Origin of the sequence: Flavobacterium sp. Root186, from assembly GCF_001428525.1 — a bacterium.
Taxonomy (GTDB): domain Bacteria; phylum Bacteroidota; class Bacteroidia; order Flavobacteriales; family Flavobacteriaceae; genus Flavobacterium.
Genome location: NZ_LMHW01000013.1, coordinates 64,146 through 81,807, shown reverse-complemented (window position 1 = coordinate 81,807; position 17,662 = coordinate 64,146). Strand labels below are relative to the sequence as shown.

Annotated in this window: 15 protein-coding genes; 9 read left to right on the top strand and 6 right to left on the bottom strand. The window is 35.4% G+C overall.

All coding sequences use genetic code 11. The annotated features are described in order from the left end of the window. Positions 1-79 precede the first annotated feature (79 nt). The 4 genes from ASD98_RS13630 to ASD98_RS13615 form a co-directional block, all read right to left on the bottom strand. Positions 80-2,314 carry a nitric-oxide reductase large subunit gene (locus tag ASD98_RS13630; protein ID WP_056205602.1) on the bottom strand — a complete coding sequence of 745 codons (2,235 nt, stop codon included), beginning with the start codon at positions 2,312-2,314 and terminating at the stop codon, positions 80-82. Positions 2,315-2,351: 37 nt separating this feature from the next. Next, positions 2,352-2,876, bottom strand: a complete 525-nt coding sequence (gene azu, locus ASD98_RS13625; protein ID WP_056205600.1) for an azurin — start codon at positions 2,874-2,876, stop codon at positions 2,352-2,354. Positions 2,877-2,985: 109 nt separating this feature from the next. Further along, positions 2,986-4,983 carry a TonB-dependent receptor domain-containing protein gene (locus ASD98_RS13620; protein WP_242412114.1) on the bottom strand — a complete coding sequence of 666 codons (1,998 nt, stop codon included), beginning with the start codon at positions 4,981-4,983 and terminating at the stop codon, positions 2,986-2,988. 58 nt (positions 4,984-5,041) lie between these two features. Continuing rightward, positions 5,042-5,893 (bottom strand): FixH family protein, encoded by an 852-nt coding sequence (locus tag ASD98_RS13615; RefSeq protein WP_056205597.1) that lies wholly within the window; start codon positions 5,891-5,893, stop codon positions 5,042-5,044. Between the two features lie 578 nt (positions 5,894-6,471). Between ASD98_RS13615 and ASD98_RS13610 the strand changes: the two genes are divergently transcribed. From ASD98_RS13610 to ASD98_RS13580, 7 genes are read left to right on the top strand one after another with little or no spacing between them, the layout of a single operon-like run. After that, positions 6,472-6,948: a cytochrome c family protein gene (locus tag ASD98_RS13610; RefSeq protein WP_056205596.1), complete on the top strand. Its 477-nt coding sequence runs from the start codon at positions 6,472-6,474 to the stop codon at positions 6,946-6,948. Positions 6,949-6,983: 35 nt separating this feature from the next. Continuing rightward, entirely contained in the window at positions 6,984-8,957 is a 1,974-nt protein-coding gene (nosZ, locus tag ASD98_RS13605) for a Sec-dependent nitrous-oxide reductase (RefSeq protein ID WP_056205594.1), read from the top strand. Positions 8,958-9,013: 56 nt separating this feature from the next. Then, positions 9,014-10,018: a nitrous oxide reductase accessory protein NosL gene (locus ASD98_RS13600; protein ID WP_056205592.1), complete on the top strand. Its 1,005-nt coding sequence runs from the start codon at positions 9,014-9,016 to the stop codon at positions 10,016-10,018. Positions 10,019-10,054: 36 nt separating this feature from the next. Next, entirely contained in the window at positions 10,055-11,287 is a 1,233-nt protein-coding gene (locus tag ASD98_RS13595) for a nitrous oxide reductase family maturation protein NosD (RefSeq protein ID WP_056205590.1), read from the top strand. Continuing rightward, positions 11,284-12,006, top strand: a complete 723-nt coding sequence (locus tag ASD98_RS13590; RefSeq protein ID WP_056205589.1) for an ABC transporter ATP-binding protein — start codon at positions 11,284-11,286, stop codon at positions 12,004-12,006. Before ASD98_RS13595 ends, ASD98_RS13590 begins: the two co-directional genes overlap by 4 nt. A gap of 10 nt (positions 12,007-12,016) precedes the next feature. Continuing rightward, positions 12,017-12,757: an ABC transporter permease subunit gene (locus ASD98_RS13585; RefSeq protein ID WP_242412113.1), complete on the top strand. Its 741-nt coding sequence runs from the start codon at positions 12,017-12,019 to the stop codon at positions 12,755-12,757. A 23-nt stretch (positions 12,758-12,780) separates the two neighbouring features. Beyond that, positions 12,781-13,164, top strand: a complete 384-nt coding sequence (locus ASD98_RS13580; protein ID WP_056205587.1) for a group III truncated hemoglobin — start codon at positions 12,781-12,783, stop codon at positions 13,162-13,164. A gap of 157 nt (positions 13,165-13,321) precedes the next feature. On the opposite strand, the gene ASD98_RS13575 is transcribed toward ASD98_RS13580, so the two are convergent. Beyond that, complete coding sequence (locus ASD98_RS13575) at positions 13,322-13,918, bottom strand: Crp/Fnr family transcriptional regulator (protein ID WP_056205585.1); 597 nt, start codon at positions 13,916-13,918, stop codon at positions 13,322-13,324. A gap of 403 nt (positions 13,919-14,321) precedes the next feature. Here ASD98_RS13575 and hemN point away from each other — a divergent pair, with 403 nt between their 5' ends. Together hemN and ASD98_RS13565 are read left to right on the top strand one after the other, a co-directional pair. Then, positions 14,322-15,686, top strand: a complete 1,365-nt coding sequence (hemN, locus tag ASD98_RS13570) for an oxygen-independent coproporphyrinogen III oxidase (protein WP_056205584.1) — start codon at positions 14,322-14,324, stop codon at positions 15,684-15,686. A 251-nt stretch (positions 15,687-15,937) separates the two neighbouring features. Beyond that, on the top strand, positions 15,938-16,618 hold the full coding sequence (locus ASD98_RS13565; protein WP_056206486.1) for a Crp/Fnr family transcriptional regulator: 681 nt from the start codon (positions 15,938-15,940) through the stop codon (positions 16,616-16,618). A 5-nt stretch (positions 16,619-16,623) separates the two neighbouring features. Here the strand turns inward: ASD98_RS13565 and nadA are convergent, their stop codons facing one another. Next, a complete protein-coding gene (gene nadA / locus ASD98_RS13560) occupies positions 16,624-17,553 on the bottom strand; it encodes a quinolinate synthase NadA (RefSeq protein WP_056205582.1) in 930 nt (309 codons plus the stop codon). Positions 17,554-17,662: the final 109 nt, after the last annotated feature.

Here is a 17,662-nt window from a genome sequence, read left to right as displayed (position 1 = left end):
GTACAAAACAAGTTGCTCAAGGCTTTGATTGAAAGAACATCTGGGAGTATATTCTCCCAGATGTTTCTATTTTAGTTTACTAACTTTTTTTTCTAAGGGTAAGGTCAAAGACAAACCAGCACAATGCCAATACTCCAAATCCGAAAATAGTATCGCCGATAGCCCTAAGCCATTTCAAGGTTACCATCGCTGGCTGCTGCATTAGTTCGGCCGAACGTGCATACCACATTCCGTGCTCGATACTTTCTATAGCTTGCCAAATTCCAACAGGAAGAAGACTCAATAAAGCCATAGCCAGCAATCCAATATTGGTAGACCAGAATATGAATTTCATTGCTTTTTCATTCCATATCTCATGTCTGTACAAACTGCGGAGCACAAATAGCATCAAACCAATTCCGAGCATTCCATAGACTCCAAATAAGGCAGTATGTCCATGCAAAGGCGTTGTGTTTAAGCCCTGAACGTAATATAAAGCAATAGGCGGATTAATGATAAAACCAAATACTCCGGCTCCTAAGAAATTCCAGAAAGCAACAGCAATCATAAAATAGATAGGCCATTTATAATCCTTGATCCATTGTGTTGATTTTGAAAGTTTGTAGTTATGGTAGGCTTCATACCCAATTAAAACCAGAGGCACAATCTCCAAAGCGCTAAAGGTTGCCCCAAGAGCCATCACAGCAGTTGGCGTTCCTGAGAAATAAAGATGATGAAATGTTCCTAAAATTCCTCCAGACATAAAAATGATAGTAGAGAAAATAACATTCAGCGTTGCTGTTTTTGTTTTTAACAGACCTAAACGAACAAATAAGAAAGCAATTACTACAGTAGCAAACACTTCAAAAAAGCCTTCTACCCATAGATGCACAACCCACCATCTCCAATATTCAGCAATTGCCAGATTGGTCTGTCTTCCCCACATTAGGCCAGCTGCATAGAAAGTAGCAATAGCGGTACATGAGATTAGGAACATTATGATAAGATTTCTTTCGCCTGTTTTTTTCTTCAGTACCGGAAGTAAAGGACGAACCATTAATGCCAGCCAAAGAAACAATCCTACAAGAAGGAATATTTGCCAGAATCGACCTAAATCTACATATTCGTAACCTTGATGACCAAACCAGAAGTTTTCTACCAAATTAAGTTTCTGCATTACCCCAAACCATTGTCCGGCCATTGAGCCTAATACAATTAGAATTAAAGCATAGAATAAAAAATCAACACCAAATGTTTGAAATTTTGGGTCTTTCCCTGCAACAGCCGGTGCAATGTATAATCCAGTTGCAAGCCAAGCGGTTGCTATCCAGAATATAGCCAGTTGAGTATGCCAGGTTCTTGTTACTGCGTAAGGCAGAATCTGATCCAGAGGAATACCAAAGAATCCGTTTCCTTCTACGCCGTAGTGTGCAGTAATGACCCCCATTACAACTTGCAATACAATTAAAAGACTTACGACCCAAAGATATTTTTTTATTCGAAACATCGAAGGTGTCATTCCTTGTTTTAATAGTGGATCCTGAACTGGTATTTCGAAATGCTCATCTTCGCCTGATCGCACATGATAAAAAATTAGAACACCGATGCAAAATAACAGCAGTATGATACTAACTCCTGACCATACAAGAAGATCTTTGGTAGCCACATTTCCAACTAATTCATCAGATGGCCAGTTGTGTGTGTATGAAATTTTCTGATTTGGTCTTTCTGTTACAGTTGCCCAGGTTGCCCAAAAGAAAAAAGCGTTCATTTTATGCATTCTTTCCGGATCTTTTATAGACATTTTTGGAATCGCATAATTATGGCGTAGTGTCTCAAATTTGGGATCATCCATAAACAACCCTTCATAATACTTACTCAAATAGGCTATGGCTTCAATCCTGTTTTGAGAAATGGTTATGATGCCAGTACTACTGTCGTAGGTGTTTTTGCGAACATCATTTTGTAGCCTGATTTTCATTGTGGCCTGCTGCTCTTCTGTCAGTTCTGCAAAAGTTTTTGCATATTCCTTTTCGGATAATTTATCCAAAATAAACATGGCTTCTCTATGCAGCCAGTCTGCAGTCCAGTCTGGCGCTACATAGGCACCATGTCCCCAAATAGTACCAACTTCCTGTCCACCCATACTTTGCCATACATTCTGCCCATCCTTAATTTCCTCAGAGGTAAAGATTACGGTGTTGTTTGGCCCAACTATTTCGGTTGGAATAGGAGGTGCTTCCTGATAGATCTCATATCCGTAATATCCTAAGACAGAAAAAGAGATACTCATCACAAGTGCAAAACCTATCCACAGTTTTTTTTCCTTGTTCATTATAATAATTTTAGCTTTTTATATTAAAAAAAATGCTTTATTCTACAATTAATTTTCCTTTCATCATCGATACATGTCCAGGGAATGAGCAGATAAAATCGTAAGTTCCTGGTTCGTCTATTGTAAACTCGATAACATCGCTTTCGCCGCCGCCAATTATTTTTGTATGGGCAATTACTTTTGCTTTTTCAGATGCAGGTATGTAATCTGTATCTTTTGCATCTACAGCTTTAAGTGTAAAATCAGAAATATCAGTTCCAGGTTTTAAAATAACTAAATTATGTCCCATTGCGATTTTTTCCATCTTGCCGACATGTTTTAGTGTAAGAGTAATTTTTCCTGCGGGAGCTCTTAATTCAGTTACAGAATATTGCATTTGATCATTGCTCTCAATCTGAAGATCATTTGTAGCGACTGGGGTTTCGATCGGACTTTCTTCGTAAGGTTCCTCAGTTGTGGGTGTTGCAACTGGTTCTATGTCTTTTGAATCTTTTTTTCCGCATGAGAATAAACTGAAAATTGCAAAGGCTGCTACGAGGGTAATCTTGAAAGACTTTTTCATTGTTTTTGGTATTTAAATGTTATTAAATTTTATTACTGTAAAAGTATGGCTATCGTTTTTTTTGGTTTATGATTCTAATCATAAAGGCGATTTATTTTTGTTTCAAATCTTAGTGAAAACTATAAGTAAAATTTATAAAACCATTGCGTCCCATTCGTGGTATTTTGTTCCAGTCTGAAAAAGTAGCGTAATATTTATCAAAAATATTTTCAATACCTGCCTGCGCTTTTATTTTGTTTTGATTACAATCAAAGCTATAACCTGCATTGATATTAAATATCAGGTAATCGGGTGTTTTGGTTTGTCCGTATACTTTTGCGAAGTTATTTTGTGCTAGATTTCCAGAGGCAAATATTCCCGCAGTGATTTTTTCTTTTTTAAACTCTATTCCGGCATTATATCGGAGCGGACTTATAAAAGGAAGGTTATTTTCCTGATCATCTTTGCCCAGACTGTAGGCGATCTGTGTCTTTAAATTCCAGTTTTGCAAAAAGGAGTATTCAAGATTAAAATCAGTATTAAAAATTATAGCATAATTAATATCGTCGTAGATTTTTATACCCGATGCTCCAATCGTCATAGGCAGCGTGCCTGGGTCAATTTTTCCGATGATATAATCTGAGATATAGAAATACGAAGCCGTAATTTTAGACGTTAGCCTGCCATTTTTATAACCAAAAAAAAAGTTTCCTTCTACTGCTTTTTCATTTTTTAAATTTGGATTTCCTATATAATCGTAAAAATCATTGCTGTTATACAGATAAAAGCCATAGCCTTCAGAAACAGAAGGTGCTCTTTCGGCATAAGCCAAACCAAATCCAAATTCAAACTTACCAGTATTTTTGGTATAATTTCCGGAGAGGCTTTTTAAGGATCGGTTTTTTGTGGCATCCATTTCAGGATAAAAAATACGAAGGCTTTGTAGTCCAAAATCATTGGCTACTGTATTAGAATGAAAACCTAGATTAATGCTGATTCTAAGAATGGTTTCGGGTGAGATTGTAATAATATCTTCTAATGATAATCCGTTATATAGCGTTCGAACATCAGGCCAGGTGTACATAAACATCAGATTTTCAGTTGGATCAACAGGATACATTGTCATCTCGGCTACAGCCTTATTATAAAAAGAATTCAAATCGGCTAGAAATTCATGATTTTCGTGTTTTCCTTTTATTTTAGAATAAAAACCATAGGTGTCAGACCAGCCCGGCATATCCATATGAATAGGAATTGCTGGTCTTTTAGTATCATCCATTTTATGGGTAATGGTATTAAAATATCCTTTTGTTTCCCAACCAGAAATAACAGCAGAATCTGGAATGTACTTGTAACTCAATGAAATGATTTTAGCTTCTGCCAATAAAACATCCATTGGAAGCGCCGGATAGCCAACATTCACAGCTTTATCATAAATAATCGAAGTTTCGAGTACATTCTTCTTATCGATAAAATAGCCAGCATTTGCCGAAATATTGTACTTGGTAAATTGAGAAAAATTAATTTCTTTTTCGTTTCCCGCTTTGTAGTTTTCGGCATCACGATGCATAAAATCAACATACGCAAAAAAGGTACTGTCAGTATAACCTAAAGCGGCACCAATAATCTTTTGCTGGTTATTGCTTTCATAACCAGAAGATAAACTGCCATTCCAGCCGTTTTTTCTGTGTTTATATTGATTTCGTTTTAGATCTATCGAACCTCCAATCGTAGCGCCATGACAGCTGGCCTGCTGACCTGAGGCAACTGTTGCCTCAGATAAATTTGAAATCTCGACATAAGAAGTCACGGGATCCATTTTATCGGTACAGGCACCAAAAATCCGCATACCATCAATGGTAATTACAGTACGCTCGGTTGACATATTGTTAATCGTAGGTTCCCATGCATATGCACCTCTTTTAATCATATTCATTTTTGAAGAACCCATCAGATAATCTTCTACAGACGTTAACGATTTGGGCTGTTTAAGATGTAAAGGTGTTTTTCTTCCTATAACTATAATTTCATGGAGATTTTCAGCTGCAAGACTATCATTCTTTTTTTCCTGTGCCCAGCAAGCTGTCGAAAAGATAGCTAAAAGGACTACGGTTATATTTTTCATCATAAGATAATTGTAAGAAAGAGCCAGTCAAAACCATCTCTTTCTTGTTAGTATTCAATATTTAGAATTCGATTTCTAAGAAAAGACTGCTTGCAGGATTTTCTGTCGTTACAGGCTCTCCTTTAAGTACATTATCTGAAGCATTTAAAAGTTGAAGATTAATTTTCCAATAGCCAGTCATTGTCAAAGAAAGTTTTCCGTTGTAAAAGCCATCGGTTGTAGATTGTGTTAAATCGGTATTATTAGGCGAACCGTGATTACCCATGCTGGGCATTCTTGGATCCATTTTTATTTTGAAATTATTCACGACAGGAAACGTCATCATATCCTGCATTTTATAAACACCAACGCTAATAGCGTTCGTGGCTACTTTAGGATTTTGGGGAGCGACATAGGCAACCAAATAACGAATGCCATCAGTACCTGTAAAAGTACTTACAGTTTTTTTTGCAGATACCAGAACTTTAATAGTATCAGCAGCTGTGTAAGAAAAGGTATTTACAGTATATGTAATTGTAAGATCCCAGTATTCAGTATCATTTTGAGCCATTTGAAAGATAATGTCACCTTCATATAATGTTTGTTTGCCAGAAGTTTTCATTACTTCGGATTTTGGGCAAGAATGCTTCATTGTAACCATATGCATAAGAGGTGTCCAGTTTATTTTGGCATCCTGAATATAGCTGTTCGTCTTTTTGTCCTTAATTCTAAGTGTGATATGATTGTAACCCTGGAGTAAAATACCGCTTTGAGAATAAAGCTCTATAGTATGATTGTCATTGGATATTTCCTGAATTTTTTGCAGCCCGGTGATTTCATCAATTGGAATCTGAGTGGAGGTATTATCATCTGAGGAGCATGAGAACAGAGAAATGGACAGCACTAAAATGGCTATGTGTTTTAAAATTTTCATTTGAATATTAATTTAAATTATGGATGTAAGGCTTCTGTCGAATGCAAATCCGAAGGAGAAGAAATTAGATAAGCGAAAAATTAATACTTGAAAATGGGGGGGATGGAATACAAAGTAAGTGTTCAGATAAACGTAAAGATTTTTATATCGTGAGTTTATTTCTAAGATGACTTTTTGGTTGTTTTGAAAATTAAAAACGGGAATGTTTTCAAAGTATAGCAAAATAGTTTCAGTGATTTCAACTTTTTTCTCACTCGAGGAAGGTGTTTCATTTTTTAAGGCTTTTGCCAGCTCTTTCTTCAAATGGCATTTGCCATTACACTCTAGTTTAGGAGTATCCCTGTTTTCGCATAATTCTGCAGAAATATAATTGTAATTCAGTGCGTAATCCAAGATTGGAAATAGCGGTCTGAACAATACTGCAAAAAGGAATATGTAAATACAAAATTTCATTACCTGTATTTTGAAAGTACGAAGGTATCATGATCTTTTTTTTCATGTTATGATTGTGATCATACTTTATGTAATACAAGTTTTGGAATTTTGCTCTAAAGTTTAACAAATTAAAAACCTTAGTAATGAACAGATTATTTTTATTAACGATGTTTGGTTCTTTCTTGCTCGTATCGTGTGGGAAAGAAAAATCGAATACAGATCAGGATTTTTCAACTCCTACAGCTACAGAAAAAACAGCCGACGCCGAATCATACGATCCTAAACGAGGCTTGGGAAAATTTTCTACAGTTGAAGTTGGTACTTCCTTAGATCAGCCACTGGCTGAAAAAGGATTAAAAGTGGCCGAAGTAAAATGTACATCCTGTCACAAAACTACAGATGAAAAATTGGTAGGGCCTGGATGGAAAGGCGTTACAGGACGCAGAACTCCTCAATGGATTATGAATTTTATTACCAATCCTGATCCTATGATTGATAAAGATCCTGAATTGCAGGCTCAATTAGAACTCTGTATGATTCGTATGCCTAATCAAGGTCTGACCGATGATGAGGCCAGAAGTATTCTTGAATACATGCGCCAGAACGACGGCGTGAAATAACCAGAATAAAAAATTCAAATTCAAATGAGAATGTTATGAAAAATAAATTATTAAAATCAGTTTTTGCCGTTGCGTTAGGCTGTGCCTTCTTTGTTTCCTGCAAGCCCAAGGATTCCAGCGATACTGTCGATGGAGATGCTGCGCAAAAAGTTTACGTTGCTCCAGGTAAGTATGATGAGTTCTACAATTTTGTATCTGGTGGTTTCAGCGGTCAGGTAAGTGTTTATGGACTTCCTAGCGGTAGATTGTTAAGGGTTATGCCGGTGTTCTCAGAAGATCCACAAAGTGGCTATGGTTACAGTGAAGAAACAAAAGCCATGTTGAATACTTCGCATGGTTATGTGCCATGGGATGATCAGCATCATTTAGATTTATCTCAAACCAATGGAGAAATTGACGGGCGCTGGCTTTTTGCCAATGCCAATAATACGCCAAGGATTGCACGTATTGACCTGAAAACTTTTAAAACAGCTGAGATAATCGAGCTTCCAAATTGTGGAGGAAACCATTCTTCTCCTTTTATCACGCAAAACACAGAGTATATTGTGGGGGCAAGCCGTTTTAGCGTTCCCGCAGATAATGACGATGGAGATGTACCCATTAATACATATAAGAAAAACTTTAAAGGACACCTTAGTTTTGTAAAAGTGGGTAAAGAAGGAGAGTTGGATCTTGCTTTTCAGATCGTAACTCCGGGTGTTAATTTTGATCTTAGTCATCCGGGGAAAAAAGAATCTCACGGTTGGTTCTTTTTCTCCTGTTACAACACTGAGCAGGCCAATACCCTGCTTGAGGTAAACGCTTCTAAAAATGATAAGGATTTTATCATGGCCGTCAATTGGAAAAAAGCTGAAGAGTATATTAAAGCTGGAAAAGGAAAACGTGTACCGGCAAATTATGTTCATAATACCTGGGATGAGAAAACCCAAACGGCTAAATCTGAAATCAAGAAAGAAGTATTGATTCTGGATGCTGCTGAACTGAAAGATATCTGTTATATGATTCCCTGTCCTAAATCTCCACACGGGTGTGATATTGATCCAACTGGTGAATATATTGTTGGAAGTGGAAAACTAGCAGCCCTTATTCCTGTATTTAGTTTTACGAAACTGAAAAATGCTATTGCCAAAAAACAATTTGATGGTAGTTATGCAGGAATTCCTGTGATTAAGTATGAGGCCGCTCTTCATGGCGAAGTTCAAAAACCGGGTTTAGGACCGCTACATACCGAATTTGACGGAAAAGGGAATGCCTATACTACAATGTTTGTTTCTTCTGAAGTAGTAAAATGGAGCATAAAAGATTTAAAAGTTTTAGATAGAAAAGCCACCTATTATTCTCCAGGGCATTTAATGATTCCGGGAGGCAATACAGAGAAACCATTTGGAAAATATATGGTGGTTTATAATAAAATCACTAAAGACCGCTTTTTACCAACTGGCCCGGAATTAGCGCAAAGTGCACAATTATTTGACATTAGCGGGGATAAAATGAAGCTTTTATTGGATTATCCAACCATTGGAGAACCTCATTATGCGCAAGGTATTCCAGCTGATAAAATACGCAATAACGGTCAATTGAAATATTACAAAATGGCAGATAATCTGCATCCTTACGTTGCCAGAGGTGAAAAAGAAACCAAAGTGGTCCGAGAGGGAAAAAAAGTACATGTTTATATGACTTGTATACGTTCGCATTTTGCTCCCGATAATATTGAAGGTATACGAGTAGGGGATGAAGTTTATTTCCACGTTACCAATTTGGAACAGGATTGGGACGTTCCTCACGGATTTGCTATTAAAGGGGCAAATACTGCTGAGTTGCTGATCATGCCCGGAGAAACGATTACACTAAAATGGGTTCCTCAGAAAAAAGGAATTTTTCCATTTTATTGCACGGATTTCTGCAGTGCACTTCATCAGGAAATGCAGGGTTATGTTAGAGTTTCACCTGCAGGAAGTAATGTGCCAATTACGTATAGTTTGGGTACGAATTTACCAAAGGAATAACTAATAACCAGTGAAGGGGACAAAGTTTTCTTTGTTCCCTTTTTATTTGAATCATCATGAAAAATAAAATACTTTCAATTTTTTCAAGAGCAGTACTTTTTGTGTGTGGCTTTCTGTTAATAGGGTCCATTTTTGTTCCCATGTGGAAAATTGAACTGACAGCTCCACAATATCCTGAAGGTTTGGTTTTAAAACTTCATGCCACAAAAATTGCAGGAGATGTAGATATTATCAACGGATTGAATCATTATATAGGTATGAAAACACTTCATACCGAAGATTTTATCGAGTTTAAAATCCTGCCTTACATTTTAGGATTGTTTGGCATCATTGCTTTAAGCTGCTCTTTTTATGCTAAGCGAAATTCCTTGTATATATTGTTTTGTTCTTTTGTGCTTTTCGGAGTTTTAGCTGCTATTGATTTTTACCGGTGGAATTACGACTATGGCCATAATTTAGACCCGAATGCTGCCATACGGGTTCCAGGTATGGCATACCAGCCTCCATTACTGGGCTATAAACAGTTGCTGAATTTTGGCGCTTATTCTATACCTGATATAGGTGGATGGATGCTCATTACAGTTGGTGTCTTGCTTTTTCTGGCTATAATTAAAGAGAGGAAATCAGCTTTAGGATTTAATAAATTTTTTAGCGTTTTAATTATTGCTTCTTTTCTTTTTTCATGTTCAGGAGATAGACCAATTTCCATCAAAATAAATACAGACAATTGTGATTATTGTAAAATGGGAATAAGTGACGGTAAATATGGCTCAGAAATTATTACCCAAAAAGGCCGGGCATATAAGTTTGATGATATTGCCTGTATGGTCAACTATTGTAAAGAACATTCAGATATGAAGGTTAAGAGTTATTATGTACATGATTATACAAAGGAAAATGAACTAATTCAGGCAGAAAAAGCTTTTTTTATTTCAGGCGGCACAATAAAAAGTCCGATGCATGGTAACATTGCGGCATTCTCGACTGAAAGCCAATCACAAGCATTTGGAGCAGAATCAAAGGGAACAGAGATACAATGGGCGTCAATTTTAGAAAAATAATTTTGGGACGAAAATGCTAATTACAATCAATTAAACATGAAAATACTTCTCTGTCTTTGCTTCTCATTTTTTTTTACCTGTCTTCATTCTCAAAAGATTGAAGTAGGAAAAAATAGAGCCATAAAAACCATAAAAAAAGCTATACAACTGGCCAATCCCGGCGATACGGTGTTGGTTTACAAAGGTGTTTATAGAGAAGGAAACATAGTGATAGATAAAAAAATAATACTGCAGGGAATTGGCTTTCCTATCCTCGATGGCCAAAAAAAATATGAAGTGGTTTCTATCAAAGCTGATAGTGTAACCATTGCAGGTTTTAAAGTCATAAATTCAGGGTATGCCTCCCTGAATGATCCCTGCGGTATTAAAATATATAACAAAACAGGGGTTACCATAAAAGAAAATATTCTGGAGAATAATTTTTTTGGTATTTATGTTCAAAAAGGAATTGGCTGTATTATAAAAAATAACACAATAAAAGCCCATCAAAAACAAGAGCAGCGTATTGGGAATGGCATTCATTGCTGGAAAAGTGAAAACCTGCAAATTGTCGGAAACCAAGTCTCAGGACATCGGGACGGGATTTACTTTGAATTTGTGTCTAATTCTATTATTTGGAGGAACATCTCAAAGAGTAATATTCGATACGGACTTCATTTTATGTTTTCTAATGATGATTCGTACATCTCCAATGTGTTTAAAAATAATGGGGCAGGAGTGGCAGTCATGTTTACCAAAAATGTAAAAATGTTCCATAATTATTTTGCAGAAAACTGGGGAGATGCCGCGTATGGTTTATTGCTAAAAGAAATTTCTGATAGTTACATCATAGGAAACAAATTCATCAGAAATACTTCGGGAATTTATATGGAAGGAACCAGCCGGGTAGCCCTCTCAAAAAATATTTTTAGAGATAACGGGTGGGGTATGAAAATTCAGGCAAGCTGTATGGAAAACGAAATTTCCTTTAATAATTTTATCGCCAATACATTTGATATAAGCACCAATGGCAGTTTAGTTCTTAACCATTTCAATAATAATTATTGGGATAAATATGAAGGTTATGACCTTAATAAGGACGGAATTGGAGATGTACCTTTTCACCCTTTGAGCCTTTTTGCAGTGCTTACAGAAAACAATCCCTCTGCAATGTTATTATTCAGGAGCTTTATGATTACGCTTCTTGATAAGTCAGAAAAGATTCTGCCAAGTATTACCCCGGATAATTTTGTTGACCAAACCCCCGAAATGAAATCTCTTGTGTTATGATTACTTTACAAAATATAAACAAAAAATTTGGCAAGCTTCAGGTATTGCAAAATGTAAACCTGAAATTTAACGCAGGTGAGTGCATTGCACTTATTGGTCCAAATGGTTGCGGAAAAACGACCTTGATAAAATCCATCCTGGGAATGGTTTTACCGGACAGCGGTGATATTTTATTCAATAAAGAATCTATTCTTAGAAAGTTTGAATATAGAAATAATATTGGCTATATGCCTCAGATAGGCCGCTATCCAGATCATATGACTATTGGACAAATTATTGCCATGATCAAGCAAATCAGGAATTCGAAAGACATTCTGGATGAAGATTTAGTTAAAGCTTTTAAACTTGATAAGATGGATGATAAACAAATGCGCACGCTTTCCGGCGGAACAACCCAAAAAGTAAGTGCAACATTAGCCTTTCTTTTTAACCCTGACGTCCTTATACTTGATGAGCCAACTGCAGGATTGGATCCCCTGGCATCAGAAATCCTGAAGGAGAAAATTATTAAAGAAAAGGAAAAAGGAAAATTAATTTTGATTACCTCTCATTTGTTAAGCGAACTTGACGATATGATTACCCAGATTATTTTTATGCAGGATGGTAAAGTGCATTTTCATAGAAATATAAACGAACTGCTTGAATCAACGGGTGAAATCAAAATTTCAAAAGCCATATCTAAAATTTTAAAGCAAAAGAGTCATGAACAGGATCATTAAAATTGTATTGTTGGATATTCTTAAAAATAAAATCGTTCTGAGTTACACTTTTGTTTTGGCCTTGCTCTCCTGGGGATCTTTTGGCCTTGAAGACAATTCTGCTAAAGGGCTGTTGACAATTTTGAATGTAATTTTATTTACAGTTCCATTAGTTTCGATACTTTTTTCGACGATATATATTTATAACAGTTCTGAATTTATTGAACTGTTACTCAGCCAGCCATTAAGGCGAAAAAAAATATGGATCAGTTTATTTGCCGGGCTTTCCATTGCAATGATTTTGGCTTTTTTGCTGGGTGCGGGAATCCCCCTTGTAATTAATGCGCCTGATGCTTCAGGTGTTATGATGCTTTTGTCAGGATGTTTAATCTCGGCTGTTTTTGTGTCTTTAGCTTTTTTGAGCTGTATTTTGACTCGTGATAAAGCAAAAGGAATTGGTGTAGCGATTATGTTTTGGATGTATTTTGCAATACTATTTGACGCTTTGGTTTTATTTCTGTTGTTTCAGTTTGCCGAGTATCCTATTGAAGAGGCAATGGTGGGGGTAACGGCCCTGAGCCCAATAGATCTTGCACGTATTCAGATTCTCTTACATCTTGATCAGTCAGCTATGATGGGTTACACAGGCGCAATTTTTAAAGATTTTTTTGGGACAACTATTGGATTGATTATCTCTTTTTTTCTATTGATTTTATGGATTGCGATACCTTTTTTTATTTCAGTCAGAAAATTTAATAAAAAAGATCTTTAACAATTAATATTTAATACTCAATTATGAAGGAGAAGATAAAAACAGATATTAAAAACAGACAGGATATCAAAATATTGGTTGATGCTTTTTATGGTAAGGTTCAGACAGATGCTACTATCGGATATTTATTTACCAAAGTGGCGAATGTTAATTGGGAAAAACATCTTCCAATTATGTATGATTTTTGGGATAATATCCTTTTTCATTCCGGAAATTTTGAAGGAAACCCGATGATGAAGCATCGGATTTTAAATCAGAAAAGCCCCTTAACTGAAACTCATTTTAAACATTGGAATAAGTTGTGGAAAAAAACTGTTGATGATTTATTTGAAGGACCAAAAGCATCAGAAGTAAAGATTAGGGCTCAGAGTATTTCGAAAATGATGATGAATAAAGTAGTAAAATAAAGTGATAAAGTAAAAAACGGGCGCTCGAAGAGCGCCCGTTTTTAAATTAAATGCTATTAGAGCTGAATTAATAATTTTCATTTAACCTCCACAAAGAAAGAAAAATATTTAAAAAAGATATATGATCTGAATCATATATTAAAGTATTTAAGAAATTTCAATAAAATATTTTATGATCTATAATTTCTATTTTTTTTTTCTTGTTCATAATAGAAATTGTCCGAATGACCGTCTCAACGCGCAAACCAGTAAAATCTGCAATTTCCTGACGGGTATACTGAATTTTCAGTCTTTGATTTGGGGGAATATTCTGCTGTTTTTTTAAATTATCGAGAAAATACTGTACCCGGTACTCAGGTTTATGATTAATTATATTTTTTGAAAATACTATTTTATTGTAAATTCTCCAGGCAAAGACTTTTAATATTTTCGATTGGATTTTTGGATTTTCTTCAAGAAGTAAAAAGAAGTTGGCTTTTGAAAGTTTTAAGAGCACACAATCGGTCTGTGCTACTGCTGAGGCTGGATAAGGCTGATCAATAAAGAGGGGCGGTTCGCCAAAACTGCTTCCATTTTCAAAAATTCCTACTGTCAGGTCTTTTCCGTCTTCATTGGTATAGGTCATTTTTACAGTCCCTTCAAGAATCTGATAGAAGTATAGGGGAGGATCATTTTCGTAAAATATGATACAGTTTTTGGGTGTTTTTTTTGCAACAGCGCCCCAAGTGAATAGCAAATCTGTATCAATATCCATTTTTTCTAAAGTTATATGTATTTATAAATGATGCGAAATATTTCATCGCTTGAAGACAGCGCCTGCGGTTATTATTGATTTTCATGAAAGCGGAGGTATATGTTTTAAGCAAAGAAAAGAAATCAGGTATAAAAAAAACATGATAAATATTAGGTTTTGAAAGTTTTGTTGAAGCTAGAATAGGTGTTAAATTAAAGATTTATAAAAAGATATTTTTAATTTAAACTGGTAGCTAATCTTTTGGAAGTCATTGTGTAATCTGAAGTGTTATGATATTTATCATATTACAAAAGCAGTATACTTCGGATATTTGTAATGCATTAGAATGGTAATAGCTAAAAAGATTCATTTCAATTAAAAAAAGTTCTATTTCATTTTCTTCCTAATTTCTAAAATTAAAATTATGTCAAAGTCTTTAATTCAAAAATATAATGTTCCAGGTCCCAGATATACCAGTTATCCAACTGTTCCGTACTGGAATGAAATACTTTTTTCAATAGAGGCATGGAAGATTTCTTTTCAAAAATCATTCTTGGAGAGCAATTCACAAAATGGGATTAGCCTATATATTCATTTGCCTTTTTGTGAAAGTTTGTGCACTTTTTGCGGATGCAACAAACGAATTACTAAAAATCATTCAGTAGAAGAAAAATACATCATGGCTGTTTTAAAAGAATGGAGTATTTACTGTGGACTGTCTTCTGAAAGACCAATCATAAAAGAAATTCATCTGGGAGGTGGAACTCCGACTTTTTTCTCATCAGAAAATTTAGAAAATCTTATAAACGGTATTTTTAGGTTAGCTGATAAAGCTGAAAATCATGAGTTCAGTTTTGAAGGACATCCCAACAATACGACTTATGAGCAGCTTAAAAAATTATATAATCTAGGGTTTCGCAGAGTAAGTTTTGGTGTTCAGGACTATGCGGAAAAAGTCCAGAAAGCCATTCACAGGATTCAGCCATTTCACAATGTGGCAAAAGTCACCTTTTGGGCAAAAGAAATTGGTTATACCTCAATAGGACACGATATTATTTTTGGATTGCCTTTTCAAACAATTGAAAACATTGTGGACACCATCGAAAAAACAAATTCTTTAAAACCAGATCGATTGGCTTTTTACAGCTATGCGCATACGCCCTGGATCAAAGGAAATGGACAACGTGGATTCAATGAAGCCGACCTTCCAAAAGATATCGAAAAAAGAACATTATATGAAACAGGAAAAAACCTGCTTTCTCAAAACGGCTATCACGAAATTGGGATGGATCACTTTGCTTTAGCTTCGGATAGTTTGTATAAGGCTGGTCATAAACGTGAATTGCATCGAAATTTTATGGGATATAGCTCTTCAAAAACCCAGTTAATGATTGGATTGGGAGTTTCAGCTATCAGTGATAGTTGGTACAGTTTTGCACAAAATACAAAGAGATTGGAAGAATATTATCAACTGTTGGAGTGCGACCAACTACCTGTTGTCAAAGGGCATATACTTGACAAGGAGGATTTAATTATTCGCAAACATATTCTCAATTTAACCTGTCAATTTGAAACTGCGTGGGATGATAAAGCCTTTTATTTTGACGAATTACCACGTGTTTTGTCCGATTTAAAGGAAATGGTAAATGATAATCTGGTAACTATTGAAGAAAATAGAATCGAGATCACAGATGCAGGCAGACCTTTTGTTCGTAATATTTGTATGGCTTTCGATTTGCATTTGAAAAGAAAATCTCCCGAAACTAATCTTTTTTCAATGACAGTCTAAACGATTAATGGAATTCCTTGCACAAATTGACTCATATCCTGAAATTTTCTAGGTATACTAATTATCAAACATGATATCTTGGCAAGATTGATGTGGTTTACTACTTCCGATTTAAATTGAGATCGATATGCCAGTTAGCCATTGTATCAATGTTTAAAAAATAAATTTGCTGGAAAATAAAATTATTAGAATTTTTCAAGTAATGTCTTGTAATGACTCTAATTATTCTACTTTTGCAGCAAAAAATTACTATGAATAAATGCGATCAATGTATTGTAAGACAGCTTAGTGCCCTAAAAGCACTAAACAAAGAGCAAATCATACAATTGGCAAATAGTAAAAGCACCCAGGTAATTAAAAAAGGCGAGGCTATAATAGAGGAAGGGGAAGTAATTAAAGGTGTTTTCTGTATCAAAGATGGCATTGGAAAACTTTCGAAATTAAGTGCCAACGGCAGGGACCAGGTTGTTAAACTTGTTAAGGCGGGTGAACTTTTAGGGCAACGTTCAATGATCAGCAATGAACCTGCAAACTTGTCGGCTACAGCAATTGCAGATATGGAAGTTTGTTTCATTCCAAAATCTGAGATTATTCATTTCTTTAATAATAACAATCAGTTTTCAATGAACTTAATGCAGTCGGTTTGTGATGATTTGAAACATGCGGATGAGCATACTGTAGATATGGTCCAGAAGACTGTTAAGGAAAGACTGGCTGAAAAGTTATTATATCTTAGTGACACTTTTGGTGTAAATGCTGATCAATCCTTAAAAGTGCAATTATCAAGAGAGGAATTGGCCGGAATGATCGGTACAGCCACCGAGAGTTGCATCCGATTGCTGTCTGAGTTTAAAAAATCAGGGCTGATCGAATTAAAAGGAAAGCTGATTTTTTTAAAGGATATTAAGGGATTAAAAAAAGAAGCCAGCTAACATCATCATTTGGATAATTCCAGCATTCTTTCAATAGGAACAAACGCTTTTTTCATTATATCAGCAGGAACTTTAATTTCAGGCGTTTCATTAAGCAAACAGTCGTATAATTTTTGTAACGTATTTACTTTCATGTAGCCACATTGGCTGCAGGCACAAGTGTTGTCTTCGTTTGAAGGTGCCGGTATCAATATCTTATCAGGAACTTCCAGTTTCATCTTATGAAGAATTCCCACTTCTGTAGCTACAATAAATTTGGTGCCCGGATTGGTTTTAACATATTCAATCATTCCTGCAGTCGAACCAATATAGCTGGCTGTTTTTAAAATATGGGTTTCAGATTCAGGATGGGCAATAATTTGCGCATCTGGATTTTGTTTGTACAATTCAATTAATTTATCAAATGAAAATGCTTCATGAACCACACATGCACCGTCCCAAAGCAACATTTCCCTGCCTGTTTGTTCCATTACATATTTTCCCAAATTTTTATCGGGAGCAAAAATAATGGGTTTGTCTTTTGGTATAGAATTGACGATTTTAACGGCATTAGAAGATGTTACCACAATGTCAGTTAAAGCTTTAACCTCTGCAGAACAATTCACATATGTAATAACAATGTGGTCTGGATGGGCTTGGGTAAATTGTTGAAATAAATTAGCGGGACAAGAGTCAGCCAACGAGCAGCCAGCATTCAAATCGGGAAGAATAACTTTTTTACCTGGATTTAAAATTTTTGCAGTCTCAGCCATAAAATGTACTCCTGCAAAAACAATTATATCAGCATGCACCTGCATTGCTTCTTGTGACAATCCCAGGCTGTCACCCACATAATCTGAAACATCCTGAATATCGGATTCCTGATAGTAATGTGCCAGAATAACTGCATTCTTCTCTTTTTTTAATTTCAGTATTCGCTCTTTAAGGTTTTTCATTATTAAATTATTTTTAATTATTCTCTTTTATTTTAAAACAAAAGAGTTGATGCTGATACTTATGTTGGGTTTTTAAAATCGGTAAGTTTTTTGAAAATTAAGTTTTGCT

Coding starts and splice junctions, on each gene's coding strand:
- azu (WP_056205600.1), bottom strand. CDS start 2,876: ATGAAAAAGTCTTTCAAGATTACCCTCGTAGCAGCCTTTGCAATTTTC.
- ASD98_RS13575 (WP_056205585.1), bottom strand. CDS start 13,918: ATGGATATTGATACAGATTTGCTATTCACTTGGGGCGCTGTTGCAAAA.
- ASD98_RS13615 (WP_056205597.1), bottom strand. CDS start 5,893: ATGAAAATTTTAAAACACATAGCCATTTTAGTGCTGTCCATTTCTCTG.
- nosZ (WP_056205594.1), top strand. CDS start 6,984: ATGAAAAATAAATTATTAAAATCAGTTTTTGCCGTTGCGTTAGGCTGT.
- ASD98_RS13630 (WP_056205602.1), bottom strand. CDS start 2,314: ATGAACAAGGAAAAAAAACTGTGGATAGGTTTTGCACTTGTGATGAGT.
- ASD98_RS13580 (WP_056205587.1), top strand. CDS start 12,781: ATGAAGGAGAAGATAAAAACAGATATTAAAAACAGACAGGATATCAAA.
- nadA (WP_056205582.1), bottom strand. CDS start 17,553: ATGAAAAACCTTAAAGAGCGAATACTGAAATTAAAAAAAGAGAAGAAT.
- ASD98_RS13565 (WP_056206486.1), top strand. CDS start 15,938: ATGAATAAATGCGATCAATGTATTGTAAGACAGCTTAGTGCCCTAAAA.
- ASD98_RS13620 (WP_242412114.1), bottom strand. CDS start 4,983: ATGATGAAAAATATAACCGTAGTCCTTTTAGCTATCTTTTCGACAGCT.
- ASD98_RS13610 (WP_056205596.1), top strand. CDS start 6,472: ATGAACAGATTATTTTTATTAACGATGTTTGGTTCTTTCTTGCTCGTA.
- ASD98_RS13600 (WP_056205592.1), top strand. CDS start 9,014: ATGAAAAATAAAATACTTTCAATTTTTTCAAGAGCAGTACTTTTTGTG.
- ASD98_RS13595 (WP_056205590.1), top strand. CDS start 10,055: ATGAAAATACTTCTCTGTCTTTGCTTCTCATTTTTTTTTACCTGTCTT.
- ASD98_RS13590 (WP_056205589.1), top strand. CDS start 11,284: ATGATTACTTTACAAAATATAAACAAAAAATTTGGCAAGCTTCAGGTA.
- hemN (WP_056205584.1), top strand. CDS start 14,322: ATGTCAAAGTCTTTAATTCAAAAATATAATGTTCCAGGTCCCAGATAT.